The sequence below is a fragment of the Pontimicrobium sp. IMCC45349 genome (assembly GCF_047219225.1).
In the GTDB taxonomy this organism is placed as follows: domain Bacteria; phylum Bacteroidota; class Bacteroidia; order Flavobacteriales; family Flavobacteriaceae; genus IMCC45349.
The window spans coordinates 2,768,783-2,786,686 of the sequence record NZ_CP178208.1 but is presented as its reverse complement, the minus strand read 5'-3'; the positions used below and the strand labels follow the sequence as shown (position 1 = coordinate 2,786,686).

General features: G+C 29.9%; 17 protein-coding genes. 1 reads left to right on the top strand and 16 read right to left on the bottom strand.

Translation table 11 applies throughout. The features are described from left to right. The 15 genes from ACLII3_RS13000 to ACLII3_RS12930 all read right to left on the bottom strand — a co-directional run bounded on the left by ACLII3_RS13000 (window position 1) and on the right by ACLII3_RS12930 (window position 15,174). Window positions 1-459, bottom strand: coding sequence for a MarR family winged helix-turn-helix transcriptional regulator (locus ACLII3_RS13000; protein ID WP_412984647.1), 459 nt, complete (start codon window positions 457-459; stop codon window positions 1-3). 235 nt (window positions 460-694) lie between these two features. Continuing rightward, the gene (locus ACLII3_RS12995; protein ID WP_412984646.1) at window positions 695-2,473 is read right to left on the bottom strand and encodes a hypothetical protein; all 1,779 of its coding nucleotides are present in this window, start codon (window positions 2,471-2,473) and stop codon (window positions 695-697) included. Between the two features lie 42 nt (window positions 2,474-2,515). Beyond that, window positions 2,516-2,749 carry a cytochrome C oxidase subunit IV family protein gene (locus tag ACLII3_RS12990; protein WP_412984645.1) on the bottom strand — a complete coding sequence of 78 codons (234 nt, stop codon included), beginning with the start codon at window positions 2,747-2,749 and terminating at the stop codon, window positions 2,516-2,518. Between the two features lie 3 nt (window positions 2,750-2,752). Continuing rightward, window positions 2,753-3,334, bottom strand: a complete 582-nt coding sequence (locus tag ACLII3_RS12985) for a cytochrome c oxidase subunit 3 (RefSeq protein WP_412984644.1) — start codon at window positions 3,332-3,334, stop codon at window positions 2,753-2,755. Next, entirely contained in the window at window positions 3,334-5,109 is a 1,776-nt protein-coding gene (locus tag ACLII3_RS12980) for a nitric oxide reductase activation protein NorD (protein WP_412984643.1), read from the bottom strand. The genes ACLII3_RS12985 and ACLII3_RS12980 overlap by 1 nt, the downstream gene beginning before the upstream one ends. Window positions 5,110-5,112: 3 nt before the next feature. Continuing rightward, on the bottom strand, window positions 5,113-5,892 hold the full coding sequence (locus ACLII3_RS12975; RefSeq protein ID WP_412984642.1) for a CbbQ/NirQ/NorQ/GpvN family protein: 780 nt from the start codon (window positions 5,890-5,892) through the stop codon (window positions 5,113-5,115). A gap of 114 nt (window positions 5,893-6,006) precedes the next feature. Further along, window positions 6,007-6,729, bottom strand: a complete 723-nt coding sequence (ric, locus tag ACLII3_RS12970; protein ID WP_412984641.1) for an iron-sulfur cluster repair di-iron protein — start codon at window positions 6,727-6,729, stop codon at window positions 6,007-6,009. A 23-nt stretch (window positions 6,730-6,752) separates the two neighbouring features. Further along, complete coding sequence (locus tag ACLII3_RS12965; protein ID WP_412984640.1) at window positions 6,753-8,087, bottom strand: cbb3-type cytochrome c oxidase subunit I; 1,335 nt, start codon at window positions 8,085-8,087, stop codon at window positions 6,753-6,755. 5 nt (window positions 8,088-8,092) lie between these two features. After that, window positions 8,093-8,560, bottom strand: a complete 468-nt coding sequence (locus tag ACLII3_RS12960; protein ID WP_412984639.1) for a c-type cytochrome — start codon at window positions 8,558-8,560, stop codon at window positions 8,093-8,095. A 170-nt stretch (window positions 8,561-8,730) separates the two neighbouring features. Then, window positions 8,731-8,874 carry a hypothetical protein gene (locus ACLII3_RS12955; protein ID WP_412984638.1) on the bottom strand — a complete coding sequence of 48 codons (144 nt, stop codon included), beginning with the start codon at window positions 8,872-8,874 and terminating at the stop codon, window positions 8,731-8,733. Between the two features lie 221 nt (window positions 8,875-9,095). Continuing rightward, window positions 9,096-9,389: a thioredoxin gene (trxA, locus tag ACLII3_RS12950; protein WP_412984637.1), complete on the bottom strand. Its 294-nt coding sequence runs from the start codon at window positions 9,387-9,389 to the stop codon at window positions 9,096-9,098. 1 nt (window position 9,390) lies between these two features. Continuing rightward, window positions 9,391-10,401, bottom strand: coding sequence for a DUF3365 domain-containing protein (locus tag ACLII3_RS12945; protein ID WP_412984636.1), 1,011 nt, complete (start codon window positions 10,399-10,401; stop codon window positions 9,391-9,393). Window positions 10,402-10,712: 311 nt separating this feature from the next. After that, the gene (locus ACLII3_RS12940; RefSeq protein ID WP_412984635.1) at window positions 10,713-11,510 is read right to left on the bottom strand and encodes a sulfite exporter TauE/SafE family protein; all 798 of its coding nucleotides are present in this window, start codon (window positions 11,508-11,510) and stop codon (window positions 10,713-10,715) included. A 66-nt stretch (window positions 11,511-11,576) separates the two neighbouring features. Further along, entirely contained in the window at window positions 11,577-12,209 is a 633-nt protein-coding gene (locus ACLII3_RS12935) for a Crp/Fnr family transcriptional regulator (RefSeq protein ID WP_412984634.1), read from the bottom strand. A 58-nt stretch (window positions 12,210-12,267) separates the two neighbouring features. Beyond that, the gene (locus ACLII3_RS12930; protein WP_412984633.1) at window positions 12,268-15,174 is read right to left on the bottom strand and encodes an FAD-binding and (Fe-S)-binding domain-containing protein; all 2,907 of its coding nucleotides are present in this window, start codon (window positions 15,172-15,174) and stop codon (window positions 12,268-12,270) included. A 214-nt stretch (window positions 15,175-15,388) separates the two neighbouring features. Between ACLII3_RS12930 and ACLII3_RS12925 the strand changes: the two genes are divergently transcribed. Further along, on the top strand, window positions 15,389-16,045 hold the full coding sequence (locus tag ACLII3_RS12925; protein WP_412984632.1) for a hypothetical protein: 657 nt from the start codon (window positions 15,389-15,391) through the stop codon (window positions 16,043-16,045). A 4-nt stretch (window positions 16,046-16,049) separates the two neighbouring features. On the opposite strand, the gene ACLII3_RS12920 is transcribed toward ACLII3_RS12925, so the two are convergent. Continuing rightward, complete coding sequence (locus ACLII3_RS12920; RefSeq protein ID WP_412984631.1) at window positions 16,050-17,870, bottom strand: cation:proton antiporter; 1,821 nt, start codon at window positions 17,868-17,870, stop codon at window positions 16,050-16,052. Between the last annotated feature and the right edge of the window lie 34 nt (window positions 17,871-17,904).

Below are 17,904 nucleotides of genomic sequence, written 5' to 3'. Positions count from 1 at the left end.
TTATAAAGTTTGAGATTGCTCTCCAAGGTTAGACTGTATTCTTTTTAGAAGGTTTATAATTATTGTTTTCTCTTCTTTTGTAATGCCTTTTTCAATAGTTGTAATTAGCTTTTTAATGATAGGTTTTGTTTTTATAAAAACTTCTTTTCCAAGTTGAGTTAAAAACACGTTATTACATCTTTTATCATCTTTACATTGTGATCTAGATATGTATCCTTTCTGCTCCATTTTTCGTAATAAACGAGCTAAAGATGATTTATCCCTTAATACTAAAAATGCTAATTCGTTTTGGTTAAGTCCATCTTTATCATGCAACTTTTTTAAAACAATCATTTGTTCTTTAGTTAAATCCAAACCTTGTTCCTTAAATGCTTTATGAAGATGATATTCAGTTATCTTAACTGTTTTTCCCATCCAAGGACCTAAAGAATTTTCAAAATCTATTTTATTTGACTCCATAATTGTTAATCAAAATTCTAATTCTTCACTTTGTTTTAGAAATATTATATACCAACTAAGGAAATGTATGGATAAACTCATAGCTCAACTCCCTCCTTCTTAAAAAGAATGTGATAAAATATTTTTGCAAAAGTATAGTAAAACACCTAATAGTTGCATATGCAACTATTTAAAGTTATGTTAAAAAAAATGCTGCTCATTTAAGAACAGCATCCAAAAATTAATATCTATAGTTTTAAACATTTAAACTATTAAGTTTTAGTTTATAATTCTCTAAATCAATCATAATGCGTGTTTGATTATCTATTTTATGTAATTCTGTTTTGAATAATTGCAGATAATAATCTATACCACCATTTAAGTTAGAAATAAAAGTCTTGAGATATTTTACTTCTTTTGGAGTTTTTAGAGTAGTTGCATCCTCAATCTTTTTTTCCAAATAATCCATGTAAATATGTAATTCTTTTATAAACATATTTGGTCTATCAGCTCTAGTGATATTTTTAGTAGTATCATAGATAGCTTTCGTAATTTCTTTCAAACTCATTTGCTTTGAAAAATATGCAATGTTTGGTCCAGGACAAACCGACACACCTTTTCCCTCTACTTTTGTATCCAAATCATATGCTAACAAAGCAGATGTGCCTAAACCTACACAAGTACAGGTTTTTTCAATGATTTTTTTGTATTGCTTATCATAATCTTCTTGAGATAAATTGTCTTGATCCAAAGCTTTAATTTTGAGATGTTGATATTGTCTAGAAGCAGTACAAATTCCTTTCTCAGTAAACTCTTTGTTAAGGGCAACAAACTTTTTTGGACATGCGCTTCCTGGACGCCCTTTGTCTATAAAGGTCTTTTTCTCTATATCTTTAGTATTCCCTCTTAAATTATTAAAAGGCACACCAAGTGGCGAAATATCACTTAAATATACATCATCCTCTTTAGCTTCGATAAGTTGATCTAAAGTCTTATTATCTACTGTTGTTGCTTCTGGAACTAATAAAAAAGGGGTTCCCCAACCTACTGAATCTATATGATAATACTCTAATAAAAACTGATGTTCTACTGAGGTTCCTACACCACCTTGTGCAGAGATTTTCAAATCCAAATCCACTTTAGGAATTATACAATCTTTATGTTTCAATGTTTGAAACAACACCTCTTGAATGGTTTTATGAAGCTCTGCTCTTTTAGATTTAAACTCTTCTAAAACTGGACCTAGTAAATAACCATCTGTAGCAAAAGCATGACCACCACAATTCAATCCAGATTCTATTCTATATTCTGAAACCCAAATTCCTTTTTTAGCTAAAAACTTCCCTTGTATCAAAGCCGAACGATAATCGCTTACTTTTAGAATAATTTTCTTTTTTATACGACCTTCTATATCAGGATAAAAGTCCTTAAATTGCTCTATATATGCATACAAACGTGGATTCATTCCTGCGGAAAGTACAACGGAAGAATTGACATTACTATTAGCAAAACCTCTTAATGCCGCATGCGCATCATTGAACTCTGTTGGTAACTTTTCATTCTTATGGTAGTTATCTTTATCTACCTTGGTCATGATATTTACATCAATAGCTCCCATTTTTAAATTGTCTTTCAACCAACCTCCAATTTCATTAAGATTAAACTTGGTTTTCGTCATTTTTAAAAACTCTTTTTTCAATGGCGCATCATCAGAAATCGTAGTGAAGAACTCATTAATATCATTCTTTGTTTTTATGGTTGCATTCTTAAATTCTTCAAACTTATTTTCAGAAAGTGTCTGCATTAAATTCAAGTAAGACGTAATACGTTTTGCCCTAAAATCTTCAATCTTATCTGTAATTTCATCATAAGGCATTTTTAATTTTTGGCAGTACATTTTACGCATCTTTTCTATTAAAATATCATCGACCAAAGAAATTACAGAATCAATACCAAATCTTGATACTTTTAAGGGAGAATCAATGGTAAACCCTATTCCCATCACAGGAATATGAAAGGTATGTGTTTTTGTCATTATATATATTTTGTATTAGTTAGTTTTTAAGCTGTTTACATATTATTTTAGGATTAAAACCAGTATTGAGAAAATTATTATGAAACCGAAAATAATCCCTTTCCATAGGATATGCGCCGATTTCATTTCCATAAAATAGAATGCCACTAAAAGGAATTTTAGTCCAGAAAAAATTATGATAATTTCAGGTAAGGATTTCGAAGCTATATCTGAAATAAATGCTATAACGACTGTAAACAAAATCAATATTATATAAGTCAACTTAAATTGTCTCATAACTTAAAATAATAAGTAAATAACAGGAAATATTAATAGCCAAATTAAATCGCACATATGCCAAAATGCAGCACTTGCTTCAAAATCTTCAATATTGATATTTGGTCCTTTTTTCTTTATAGCTGAATAACTGAACAGTAAAATAACTAAACCAACTATTACATGTATAACATGAAACAAGGTTAGCAACCAATAAAAATCAAAAAAAGTATTATATCCAAGTGTAAAACCTGCTTCAATTTTTAAGTAGTACTCTATACTTTTTAAAACTAAAAACAGTAAACCTCCTAACATTCTTAGGTTTAAAAACTTTAAGGACTCTATACTTTTACCAACTTTTATTTGATGTACTGAAAGTGACATAAAATAACCACTTGTTATTAAAAAAAAAGTATTAATAGTACCAAAAACTATATTTAATTGCTGGCTCGAATCATGAAACAATTCTGGTAATTGTTTCCCATAGTAAACCATTGCTATTAATGCTATACCAAATGTAATTAGCTCTAAAAAAATGATAATCCATATTAATATGCCTCCTGGTGGATAGTAAATATTTTTATGATTTATTTTATGAGTCACCATTAACTTTGATGTTTAATTTTTTCGTAGAGTTTAACAAGAGATTGTAAAAGCTCTACTGGAGTTGTTAATATTTGATAATGATTTTGACCAAACATTTGTGGTAAGTAATATTTAGCTTGTGCTTCAATTGCTAATGCATAAGAGTTTATTTGTCTTTCATTTAACTCTCTTAAAGCTTGTTTAACATCATTAATACCATATTTGCCTTCATACTTATCGTAATCGTTAGGTTTACCATCAGATAATAAAATTACCCACTTATTTTTTGTATCGCGCTTGTCTAACATAGCTCCAGAATGTCTTAAAGCTGCTCCAATACGAGTATAACCACTTGGTTCAATAGCACCTACTTTAAATTTTGCTTTGTTCCAATCTTCATCAAAATCTTTAATAGTTATGTAAGTCGAATGATTTCTAGTTTTAGAATAAAAACAGTCTATAGAAAAATCAATATTGAATTCACTTAAGATTTCACCAAATAAAATTGACACTTGTTTTTCAACATCTATCACTCTATTTCCTGCAGCATAACCGTCACTTGAAAGGCTTACATCTAGCAATAGTAAAATAGATAAATCTTTTTCTTTCTTTCTTTTTGAAAGGTATACTTTGTCTGATGGAGTGTGTCCAGAATGTACATCTACAAACAAATCGGTAACAGCATCTATATCTAATTCCTCGCCCTGAGGTTGCCTTCGTTGTTGTTGATATTTATTATTTACTGTGGTTAACATTTTTCGTAAACCAATAAGTGTAGAGCTGTTTTTTTGAAGTGTTTTTTTATAGTAGTTTACATCTGACTTGACTAATGATTTAGGATAAACTTTACAAAAGTCTTCCTTATAATTTCGTTTTGAATAATCCCACTCATCATATTTAAGATGATAACCATTAGTATCTGTTTCTGCACTTTCAGAAATGGTTGTGTTTTCTATAAAATCGGCTTGATATACAGAATGAGCAGTATCATCAACCCTAACTGTATATTTCATGTTTAAATCTTCTAGTGCATTTGAATGATCATCAAGCTCATCATCTCCATCCATATCACGCCAATTACCTCCAAACTCATCAGCAGTTTCAACTTTTTCAAATTGATGCTGAAGTACAGCATCTTCTAATTGCTTTTTATCAATTTCTACCGAAATCACTTCTTCAACAGCATTAGCCTTTATAATGGTTTTTGATTGTTGTTCTTCCTTAGATTTTACTTTATCAGTAAAGTTTTGTAATGTTTTCTTTGAGTCTTCAATTGAGCTATTACGCATCCATTTTCCATAAATAAAAGAATAATCTACTGGTATCTTTTTTTTGCTTTTACTTGAATAATGAGCTACAAATTTTTCGTAATATGTTTTGGTTATGGGAAACTGAATAAATAGTTCTTTTAAAACTATATGTGAAGTCTCTATAGCTTTACGTTGAGAGATTTTTAAATCATGTTCTTGGTCATCCTTCCAATTAAGATCTAAGTTTTTTTGAATAGATAAATAAAGTACTCTAAATAAATAAAAAGATAAGTTCTCCTCTACTGTATCAAATTCCAATATTCTTTTAGGTAGAAAAAAGTTATTATTTCTAAAACCTCCTTCTCTTTCAGCTTCATAAATTTCAATAGGTTCTCCAGTAATTGCTCTTGCAAAAATGGTTAAACGTGGTTTAATTTCAGATAAGTTAACAGCATGCTCTATTTGTGCTTCACGCTTCTTTCTCCTTTTCTTAAAAAAGAAGGCGAATTTGGTAAAAATATACTCATCTGGTTCAAACTCGAACATAAGTTATATCATTAAATCACATAAATCTTTTAGTGCACTTATAATTTCAATATCATCTGTAAGAGGTTCTACTATAGCAACATGAACAGATAATCGTTTAGGTAAGCCACCATGTATTAGTTTTGCTGCATCAACCAATAAACGTGTAGAAACGGTTTCGGTTAATCCTAACTCAGTTAAGTTTCTAATTTTTGTTGCTATATTAACTAGCTTCTTAGCTAAACTAATATCAACACCAGTTTCAGACTCAATAATTTTAGCCTCCACATCTGGTTTAGGATAATCAAAAGAAATTGCTACAAATCGTTGTCTTGTAGATGGTTTTAACTCTTTAAATCCACGCTGATAACCTGGGTTGAAGGATGCAACTAATGCAAAATTTTCATGGGCCTTTATAGTTTGCCCTAACTTATCTATAAATAATTCGCGTCTATGATCAGTTAATGAATGTATAGCTACGATAACATCTGGTCGTGCTTCGGCTATCTCATCAAGGTAAATAATAGCACCTTTTTTTACAGCGGTTGTTAAAGGACCATCTAACCAAATAGTTTCTGCTCCTTTAATGATATATCTACCTATTAAATCGGTTGATGATGTCTCTTCATGACAAGAAATAGTAATTAACTCTTTATTTAATGTATGAGCCATATACTCAATAAAACGTGACTTTCCTGTTCCTGTTGGTCCTTTTAATAAAAAAGGAAGTCGGCTTTTATAAGCTTGTTCAAAAACTTCAATTTCTTTACCTATGGCATGATAGTAAGGTGCTAAATTATCCATACTTGTTTAGTTTAATGAAAATAAAATTCCAGAGTTTAGGATGGTTCTAAAAGGAAATGGAAATGCTATAATCCTTAACTCTGGAATTAAAAAAAACTACTATTAATCTATTATTTAACTTAACTCAAGTTCTTGTTCTAATTGCTTAGCCTTTACATGAAGAATATTATTCTCTAAATGAATATGTTGATGTAAGTCTTGTTCAAACTCATCAAGCTTAGCATATAGTGCTCTAAATGTATTACATGCACCTTCTGGTGGTGTATAATTATTGGTTAATCTTGCTATTTCTTTAAAAATATCTCCAGCTGTTTCATGCTCTTCTTCCATCATTCGTACTGGATTATTAACTGTTTCAAAAGGTGGTCTTGCTACTTTACCTCCTTCTTTTTTTAGAGCTATCATTTTTTTGATATATGGAAACAAGATTAATTCTTCTTTCTTTAAATGAGAAGCTAACTCATTAGCTACTTCAGTAAATAATTTGTTAATCTCAATTACTTCTGAGTAATGGTGTCCATGAACTTTAGCCACTCTATTTGCATACTGAATTATTAGAGGAATTGATTCTTCAACATAAGTATGGTGCACGTTCAAAATATGATCTATTAAAAAATCTAGTTTCCAACTGTTGTAATTATATGCTTTTGGTGCTTCATCAACTTTTTCTAAATCACTCATTAGCGCTTCATAGTTAACAGCATTTTTTTCGCAAGCTTTATCTATTGTAATGCCTCCACCGCAACAAAAATCTATACCATATTTTTTAAATATGTGAGCTGTTTTAATATTATCGGCTACTACTTCTGCAACTGTATTTTCTTCTGTAATTATCATTTTATTCTAAATTTTCAACTTATTTATTCAACTATAAGTGCTTCATCATTAGGTTTACCATGTTTATAGAAATCTATTATATATAATACTATTCCTGTAGTAAACATTGTAGCACATAGAATAAGCACTACAAAGTGGACGCTTATTTCATTTTGTACTTCCATGAAGTCCATACCAAATTTTCTTTCAAGATATACTTGTGCTACACCAGCTACACCAAAAGCAACTGTCATACCTATCATTCCAATATTAGATAGCCAATAAGCAGCTCTTCCTCGAGAACTTTGATATAATTTTCTTCCAGTAATGTTAGGTAAAGCATAACTAATAATTGCTAGAACAATCATACCATAAGCTCCCCAAAATGCTAAATGACCATGCATTGCAGTTACTAAAGTACCATGTGTATAAAGGTTTGTTTGTGGTAGTGTATGAGCAAATCCTAATAATCCTGCTCCCACAAATGAAACTATTGCTGCTCCTAATGTCCAGTACAATGCTAATTTATTAGGATGTTTCTTTTCGCCTTTTCGATACATATTTACTGCAAATAATGCCATTGCTAAGAATGCTAATGGTTCAAGAGCAGAAAATATTCCACCTACGATTAACCAAATTTTATTTACACCTATGTAATAATAATGGTGTCCTGTACCTAATACTCCAGATAAGAATGTTAATCCTACAATTACATATAACCATTTTTCAATAACCTCTCTATCAACTCCTGTAAGTTTAATTAATAAAAACGATAAAATACCTCCCATAATTAACTCCCAAACACCTTCAACCCATAAGTGTACAACCCACCATCTAAAAAATGAATCTAAAACTTGGCTATCAAAAGGTAACATTCCTGGTAAGTATAATAATGCTGCAAATAAAAGTCCCATTGATAGTACTAATGCAGTCGTAGTTTTTCGTTTGCCCTTAAATAAAGTAACAAGAATAAGTCCTAAGAATAGAAGTACATTTATTACAACTAAAAAATCTAAGGGTCTTGGTATTTCTAAAAATTTACGTCCTTCCCAATAATTAAAGTGATATCCAACTATAGCTATTACACCTACAACAGCTAAACTGATTAACTGAACATAAGCAAGTTTTACACTTACTAATTCTCTTTGTGCTTCTTCTGGAATGATATAATATGCAGCTCCCATAAAACCAGATAACAACCATACCACCAATAAATTGGTATGTACAGCTCTAGCTGTATTAAATGGAATAATTTCATGTAAATTATCAAAACCTATTCTGGCAAATCCCATAATAAAACCATACACTAGTTGTAATACTAGTAATAGCATAGATAAAGCGAAAAACCAATAGGCTACTTTTTGTGATTTATATTTCATGGTCTTTAGTTTTGGTTGTTTAATCTTTGCTTAGCTATTGGCGATACTATACGATCGAAACCGTTTAAGTCAATTTCTCCTATCCATTTAAAAAATGCCACCATATCCTCAGCTTCTTTTTCTGTCATTTTGTAAGCGACCATTTTTCTACCGTTAGGTTGCCAAGGTACTTCAGACATTAAAATACTTTTAATGACTTCTTCTCCTTGTCCATCATACTTAAGGTTTAATCTATCTACTACCTTAGTTAACTCAGGAGCGTAGTATGCTCCTTCTCCTAATATTGTATGACAACCCATACAATTGTTCTCTTCCCAAATTAACTTTCCTCTTACCACAGCTTCTGTGATATTTTCCTCATTAGATTGATCTTGTGGTCCTGATAAAGAATAAATAGTCAACCCAATAAAAACTAGAAACGTAACTAACGTCCCTCCCAAAAAGAAAGCTCTTGCCTGTTTTTTTGATAACATATTTAATTGGTTTTAGTTATTTTTATAAAAAAGACATTTTTGTCTTTTTTATATTTTTAACAAAAATAAAAGAGTAAAGTTTATTAAAAGATGATAAATGTCAGTTAATAAAAAATACTCTTAATAAAAAGAGAGATTAGTTTTCTTTAGGTTTTACTATTAATTAAAAGCTATTCTTCTTTAGTTTCTTCTTTTTTTCCTCCACTCATAAAAATAAGTAATGCCACTATTAATGCCACACATGCCAAACCAAATACTATCATCATTATTACACCATTACTCCAATTATATAGTGCTATATTTTCGCTAATCATAATTTTTAAATTTTAATTTTATACAAAAGTAGATACAATTAAATGACATTAAAATGATATTTGTCACTAAAAAACAAAAAGGTACTTATCAAAAAACAAGTACCTTTTTATAACCAATTAATGTAATTAAATCTAACATACTTGCACATATATTGTTGTGCATGAATTATTATTCAAATTTAAACAGATAGTATATAACATTGTGCTACATATGTTACATACTAAGTACTTTTTATTATTTTAATTAAATCTTCTTTAGAGACTACTCCAGATTGTCGCCATACTTGCTTTCCTTCTTTATACAGCATTAAAGTTGGAACGCCTCTAACATTATATTTAGCAGCTAATGATTGATTTTTATCAACATTAATTTTAATTATTGACACTTCATTTTTTAAAACATCTTTTAAGGCATCTAGAATTGGCATCATGGTTTTACATGGCCCACACCAATCTGCATAAAAATCAATTAAAACAGGTATTGGTTTGTTTATTATTTCTTGAAATGTACTCATACTAATCTTTTTTAAATACTATACTCCAAATTCCTCTCACATTATTAACTTGGTAATTCATTGCTTTATCCTTAGGATATAAAGTTTTAATTTTTTGAAAGGTGTTTATTTTCACATCTACATTTAATTTTCCATGACATTGTAAACACATTGAATTTGTCGTTATAGGATAATAAAAGTTTACAACATCATTGTTTTCGACAATTACTGGTTTAAGCTCCTTTTTATTTTTTAAATCATTTTTATATTTCTGTATGTATTCAAGTTCAATTTTATTTGCTGCATTGTTGGAGTTTCTAGGTTTATCAGAAACTCTTTTAATAGTAGCGTTAAATAGGTTTGACATACTATCGGTTATTGGATAAGCTCTTTCATTACAATAACTCAAAGCTTCAATGGTTCCTTTTCTTTGAATAGTTCTCATAAGGTTTTTACCTAGTTCTTTTTTAGTTTGCAAAGCATAATACTTGCCTATTTCAGCAAAGCTTTTATCTGTGGTGTCAAAAAATTCTTGATTACTTGCTTCCTTTCCTATTTTAGATTTACCCATGCCTTTTCCTTTGCCATGGCCTTTTTTAAAATGCGAGTCAAACCATTCTGGTTGCTCTATTTCATAATCATAGATATATTCAGCAATCTTAGTAATGGCATCATCAGGGTAAGGTGCGTAAGGCATAATTCCAAATTTTCTGATTGCTCCAGGCATTTTTGAATTTTCTTCTGTAGGTTTATTAACCCAATCTCTTAATGATGAGATAAACTCCTCTTTAGTTATGTTTTCGTTGATATAATGCTTTTTTACAGCAATCATTGGTGGTGCTACTCTATCTTCATGACTCGAAGCATTGCTATGACAAACACTACAATAATTATCCATTAACTGCTTTCCTGGATGTTCTTCTGTTTGATTACCCTCTATTAATTTATTTGAATTGATATAGTTCTTGTCAGTTTGCTTATTACAACTAAAAAGTAATATAGATAGCGATATAAATAATATAATATTTTTCATGAGTGAATATTGTTAAATCAAAAAAGGGCAGCTAACCACACTGCCCTTAAGTTTCAACCTATAATCCTAACTAATAATTAATTGGACAACTAACTAAATTAAGGTTGAAGGTATGCATAAACTATACAGTGCTATAACAACTGTAACATCAACAAATTATGAATACCTAAATTATAATGTCAATTAAATAAATTATGTAAAAACAAGTTTTTGAAAATTTTACAATACCCCTAAAAATTTACTTGTTTACACCTCAAAAATAAGTATGAATTTTTAGTGTTTTAGTAACTAATGTTACACTGCTAAGAAGATTAAAACAGTTCCTTAAAAATTATATAAACTCCCATTACTAAAACAAACCATCCGAATGATTTTTTTAGTTTTTTCCCTTCAATAAAATTTGACATATAATTGCCTAAAAAGATACCTATTATAGACACGAAAGTAAATTTACTCAAGAACAACCAATCTACTTGAACACTATCCATACTCCCTAAAAATCCAATTAAAGAGTTGACAGCAATTATTAGAAGAGAAGTACCAATGGCTCTTTTCATTGGTAGATTACCCAAAATAATCAATGCAGGAATAATGACAAACCCACCACCTGCTCCAACTAATCCAGTAAAAAAACCTATTACAATGGCTTGGTTTATAATTAAAATTGGACTTAGTCTTTGCTTATTAGAGCTATCTACATTGTTCTTTGAATTAGATAACATTGTCATTGCAGCCAATAGCATCATTATAGCAAACAATAACATTATTAATAAGTCTTTAGTCATAACAAAACTGCTAATACTAAATAACTGTTCAGGAATTATTGGTAAAATGAATTTTCTAGTGATATAAACCATAGAAAATGCTGGTATTGCAAATACAGCAGCTATTTTAAAATCTATTAGTTTTTTTTGAAAGTTCTTAACAGCACCAACAGTTGCTGAAAACCCAACTATAAATAAAGAATATGCAGTAGCAGTTATTGGATTAAAAGAAAATAAATACACTAATACTGGTACTCCAAGTATTGAACCCCCTCCTCCAATTAGCCCTAATACTAAGCCAATTATTAGTGCTCCAATGTAACCAAATACTTCTGCTATTTCCATTAAAATATTTTAGAGGTCAAAACTAATCTAGTTTTATTAAATAAACAGTAACGACTGTTACATATATTATAAATCAATTAACTTGATCTTGTTTCGGTGCAATTCAATTTTACCCGAATTTTCTAACTTTTTTAATAACCTAGAAATTACAACTCTAGAGGTGTGTAAATCTTGTGCAATATCTTGGTGTGTGACAGTAATCATATCATCATGATTAACCATTGCTTTATCTCTTAAATATTTTAAAAGACGTTCATCCATTTTTAAAAAAGCGATAGTATCTATTGCTTCTAATAACTCTTTCATACGTTCATTATAACTTTGAAGTATAAAATTTTGCCAACTCTTATACTTATGCATCCACTCTCCCATTTTTTCAACAGGAATCATAATTAATTTAGTATCTGTTTCAGCAACAGCTCTAATTTCGCTTTTTGCTTGTCCCATACAACAAGTTATTGTCATAGCACAAGTATCTCCTCTTTCAATAAAATACAATACTAAATCGTCTCCTTTGTCGTCTTCACGTAATACTTTTACAGCTCCACTTAACAACAATGGCATTGCTTTAATATAATCGCCAATATCCATTAGCTTAAAACCTTCTGGAACTTCTTTATAAACTCCAATTTTATCAATTTCTTGAAGCAAATCTTCTTCAAATAAATACGCGAAATTTTGTCTTAAATCTTCTACCATTTTAATTAGGTTTGAACATATTCTGCAAGGTATTACAATTAATTAATATGCCACTTACTTATTCTTTAATTATTAAGGCATCATATAATACTTCTATTGGATGCACCGATTTTTTATTAGCACCATCTTTAATTTGATGTCTACAACTAGTTCCAGAAGCAGCTATTATAGTACTGCTATTTGCATTTCTTACTTCTGGCAATAATTTCATTTCTGCAATAGTATTGCTTAATTGGTAATGCTCTTCTTCATACCCAAACGATCCTGCCATTCCACAGCAACCAGAGTTTATTAACTCTACAGAATAATTTTTAGGCAAACTCAATATTTTAACAACATGTTCTTGACTTGACATTGCTTTTTGATGACAATGACCATGATACTTAATTTTAGTTGCATCATTAGAAAATACAGTTGGATTAATATTTCCTTTATCTATCTCTCTGGATAAGAATTCTTCAATCAAAAACACATTATCCTTTAATTTGTTAGCATTACTTACCAATGATTCATCTACCAAATTTGGATACTCATCTCTAAAACTTAATATAGCTGATGGTTCTATACCTATTAAAGGTGTACTAGAGGTAATCAAATCTTTAAACTCATTTACATTTTTTGAGGCAATAACTTTTGCTTTATCTAAAAAGCCTTTAGAGATAAAAGCTCTACCACTTTCCTGATGGTTTACAACTTTTACAAAATAGCCTAAACTGTTTAAAAGTTTAATTGCTTTGATGCCTATTTCAACATCATAATAGTTTGTATATTCATCCACAAACAGATACACTTTGTTTGTGGTTTCTTTTTGTCTATGTGATTTAAACCATTGTTTAAATGTTTTAGATTTTAACTCTGGCAACGATCTTTGTTTAGCTATACCCAAAGCAGATTTAAACCAACTTTGCTTAATTAATGTATTGTGCAATAAAGGAAACTTACTAGCTAAAAGGTTTAATCTAGCATTATTAGCTATTAATTTAGAACGTAATGATACAGGGTTACTTTTATGGTATTGATAAAGAAACTCCGATTTTAAAGTAGCCATATCGACATTAGATGGACATTCAGACTTACATCCCTTACATGATAAACACAAGTCTAAAGCTTCTTTTATTTCTGGATGATTAAAAGGGTTTTCTTTTGTGTTTTGAGTTAAAAACTCTCGTAACACATTTGCTCTCCCTCTTGTAGTATCCTTTTCATTTAGAGTGGCTCTATAACTAGGACACATAGTTCCTCCTGCAAAATTTAGCTTTCTACAATCACCAGAACCATTACATTTCTCAACAGTTCTTAGTAAGCCTCCTTTTTCGGAAAAGTTAAAGACAGTTTTGATATCAGGAATTTCAACATCAGCTTCATACCTTAAATTATGATCCATAGGTTGAGCGTCTACAATTTTACCTGGATTGAAAATATTATTTTCATCCCATGTTTTCTTAATGCGCTTAAATAATTGATAATTATCGTCTCCTAGAACCAAAGGAATAAATTCTGCACGCACTCTACCATCTCCATGCTCTCCACTTAAAGAACCTCTATACTTTTTTACCAATTCGGCTGATGCCTTACTAATATCTCTAAAAAGCTTTACATCCTCTTTTGACTTTAAATCTAATATTGGACGTAAATGCAACTCTCCTGCTCCAGCATGTGCATAATAGACCGCTTTTTGTTTAAATCCCTTCATTAAGTTTGTAAACTCTTCAATATACTCAGGCAAATCTTCAACATCTACTGCTGTATCTTCAATACAAGCAACTGCTTTTTTATCTCCTGGTATATTTGCTAACAATCCTAAACCAGCTTTTCTAAGCTCCCAAACATTATTTGTTTTGTCACCTGACACTATTGGAAAAGCATAACCTAGTTGTTTATGTTTTAAATCATTAATTAAAGTTTTTGCTTTTTTTTCTGCAGCTTCTAATGAATCTTCTCTAAACTCAATCATTAAGATAGCCTCTGGATCTCCTTCTACAAAATATCTATTCTTTTCTTGAGAGATATTATCCTTAGTACAATCTAAAATTGTTTTATCCATTAACTCACAAGCTGTAGGCTGATGCTTCATTGCTATAACTGTTGCTTTTAAACTATCGTTAATAGATTTAAAGTGCACATTTAATACAACATCAACTGGTTTTGGCAATGGCACAATGTTTAACTTAATTTCGGTTGTAAATGCTAATGTTCCTTCGGAACCAGCTAATAACTTTGAGAAGTTAAATTGCTTTTGTGATTCACTAAAAACTTCAGTAGCTAAAAGAGTATCAACTGCATAACCAGTGTTTCTTCTCGTTATGGATACTTTAGGGAAGTGTTTCTTTACATTTTCTATTACATCTTTATTAGAAAGTTCTTTAGCTATATGCCTATATATAGCTCCTTCAAGTGTGTTACTTTGCTTTTTTATTTGAAAATCTTCAGGTAATAAATCTGCAAAAGTAACTTCTGAACCATCACTTAAAACAGTTTTTAATTCTAAAACATGGTCTCTCGTAGCCCCATAAACAATTGATGTTGAACCACAAGAATTATTACCTACCATACCTCCAATATTACATCTATTTGCAGTTGATGTATTAGGTCCAAAGAAGAAGCCATAAGGTTTTAAAAAAGCATTAAGTTCATCTCTCACAACTCCAGGTTGTACACGAACCCATTGCTCTTGCGTATTAATTTCTAAAACCTCGTTTAAATACTTAGAAACATCTACAACAATACCATTACCAACACATTGTCCTGCTAATGAAGTACCTGCAGCTCTTGGAATAATAGATACTTTGTTTACTTGAGCAAACTCAATTAATAATTTTATATCCTTAGTAGATTTTGGCAATGCTACAGCAAGTGGCAGTTCTCTATATACTGAAGCATCAGTTGCATATAGCGCTTTAACTAAATTACTGTAATGTAAATCACCTTTTAGTCTACTTTTTAAAGCCTCAAGTTTGTTATTCAAATGTTATATTTTTTTAGTGTTATAAATATAAAAAGATAGTTTAAAGACTACTACTCTAAAACTATGAAATTGAGCTTTCACTTTAGGATGGAATACTTTTTGTTAATAGAAACATAAAAATGCTGTAAGGATACGTTAATGTAATGACTAATAGTTAAGATTTATAAATTGTATTATATATCTTTATCGCCAGAGTAAAGCCTTGTAACCATCTATGAAAAAAATAGCACTAGCTTTTATTTTTATTTTAATCTACAACACTATATCAAGTGCACAAACCGATACACCATCTGAAGGTTTGCGTATTAAAGCTATAGATACAAGCTCATTTTCCCCATCAAAATTTCCATTAAAATTATCTGATATAAAGGGCTTTACTAATAAAGCACAAATAGCTTATTTTAATATTAAACCCATAGATGGGTTTTCTAAAAGAAAATCTGGTGTAAATATTACAAAAAAGCGTGATGTGGTAGCGCCTACTTGGGATATAAAACAGAAGTTTAGTGAAAATCAAAAAGATGTTTCAAAATACAGTCGAGATTACTATTTAGGAGATATAAAAACTAAATCGAGGTATTTAAGAATCATGTGTCGCGATCATGAATATGAAGATGGAGACAGAGTTAAACTAATACTAAATGGAGCTGTTATACATCCAAACATTGCATTAAGAAACTCAGGATATATTATTGACATTGAAATAAATGATGGCTTTAATACTATTGAATTTGTTGCTTTAAATGAAGGGAGTTCTAGTCCAAATACAGCAGAATTAAAAGTCTATGATGAAAATGAAAGGATTATAGCTTCTTCTCAATGGTTATTAACTACTGGCTATAAAGCTAGCTTAATAGTACTAAAAGAATAGATTTCTAAATTTTCTTTCCTAAATAAACAATAGAAGTTTCACCTTCAAACGTTGTGCTTTCTTTTGTAGAATTTGTGATTACATCTAATCTACCATTTCCATTTTTAATAAAGATTGGAACCATTTCATCATTATCTTTAGCATTGTTAAAAAAGGCTTTAAACTCTTGTGCTGATTTTAAAGCTATTTCGTTTACAAATGGATAATTTACTGCTACATTAGACAGTGAAATAAAGTCATGAGACTCTGAAAATAAAATATCATCATGTCCATTTTCAATGGTACCATTTTCATCTTTTGCCTTCAATCTAAAAGCACCATTTTCCCCAAACTGCTTTTTAAACTTTTTAATTGCGTAATCGTTAATTTGTGCACTTCCTGTGAGTGCCATTAAATAACCCACATTATTTAATTCAATATCATCTATTAATTCATCAGTATGAATATCAACCTCCATTGCTTTTAATCCAAGTTCTTGTGCGTTTTTAATATTTTCAATATTTGTATCAATCAATACGACTTCTCTGTTTTTATCTACCAAATATTTGGCTATTAGTCTTGATACCTCAGAAGCTCCAATTATTAAAATACCTTCAGACTTCCCTAAAAATACGCCCATTACTTTAGCAAAAAAACGTGCTGTAGTTGCATTAAGTAATACTGTACCTAATACAATCATAAATACTAAAGGTGTAATATATTCGGCTCCTTGTACTCCTTGTTTTGCTAATTTTAATCCAAATAAAGAAGCAATTCCAGCTGCTACAATTCCTCTTGGACCAACCCAACTTATAAAAAGCTTTTCATTTAATTTTAAAGTTGAATTAACTGTACTTAAAAGTACACCTAGTGGTCTAACTAATAAAATTACTATACCAAATAAAATAAGAGCATTCCAATTAAATATTAATAGTAATTCATTCATATTAATATTAGCAGCCAATAAAATAAATAGTATAGAAATTAGTAATACACTTAAAGCTTCTTTAAAATAAAGTACTTCCTTAAGGTAATTTGCATTAAAATTACCAAGTACCATTCCCATAACTACTACTGCTAATAATCCAGATTCATGAGCAAAACTATTTGATAAAACGAAAACGCCTAAAACAGCTGCTAACACAAAAACATTTATTAAATAGTGAGGAATTAGTCCTTTTTTAAGAGAAAAATTTAATGCGTGAGCAAAAGCGAAACCAAATGTGCTTCCGAATAATACAATTTTAGCAAACTCAATAAGTGCAGTAAAAGTAAAACTATGACCTCCACCAACACTAATAAACTCAAAAACTAATACGGCTACCAAAGCTCCTATTGGGTCTATAAGAATACCTTCCCATTTTAAAACAGCAGATACATCATTTTTTAAAGGTATATTTCTAAGAATAGGTGAAATTACCGTTGGGCCAGTAACTATAATTAGTGCTGAAAATAAAAACGAAATTTCCCAAGATAAATTAAAAATATAATGCACTGCAATACCAGCAAACACAAACGTTATTAGGGAACCAAGTGTAATTAGCTTTGTAATTACTGGACCTACATTTTTTATTTCATTCATTTTTAATGTTAATCCACCTTCAAAAAGAATAATACTAATAGCAAGAGATACAAAATGAAAGAGACTCTCTCCTGGAAATAACCCTTTATTACCATTCCATATTGGCTCTATCCATTTAGTTCCATCAGCACTAAAAAACTCTGATGCTAATGGTCCAACTAACAAACCAATAATTATTAATGGTAATATTGCAGGAATTCTAAATTTCCATGCAATCCATTGAGCTAATATTCCTAAAATTATTATTCCTGATAATTCTAACATAACTGAATAATTAAGTTAAAAGCGTTATTAAAAA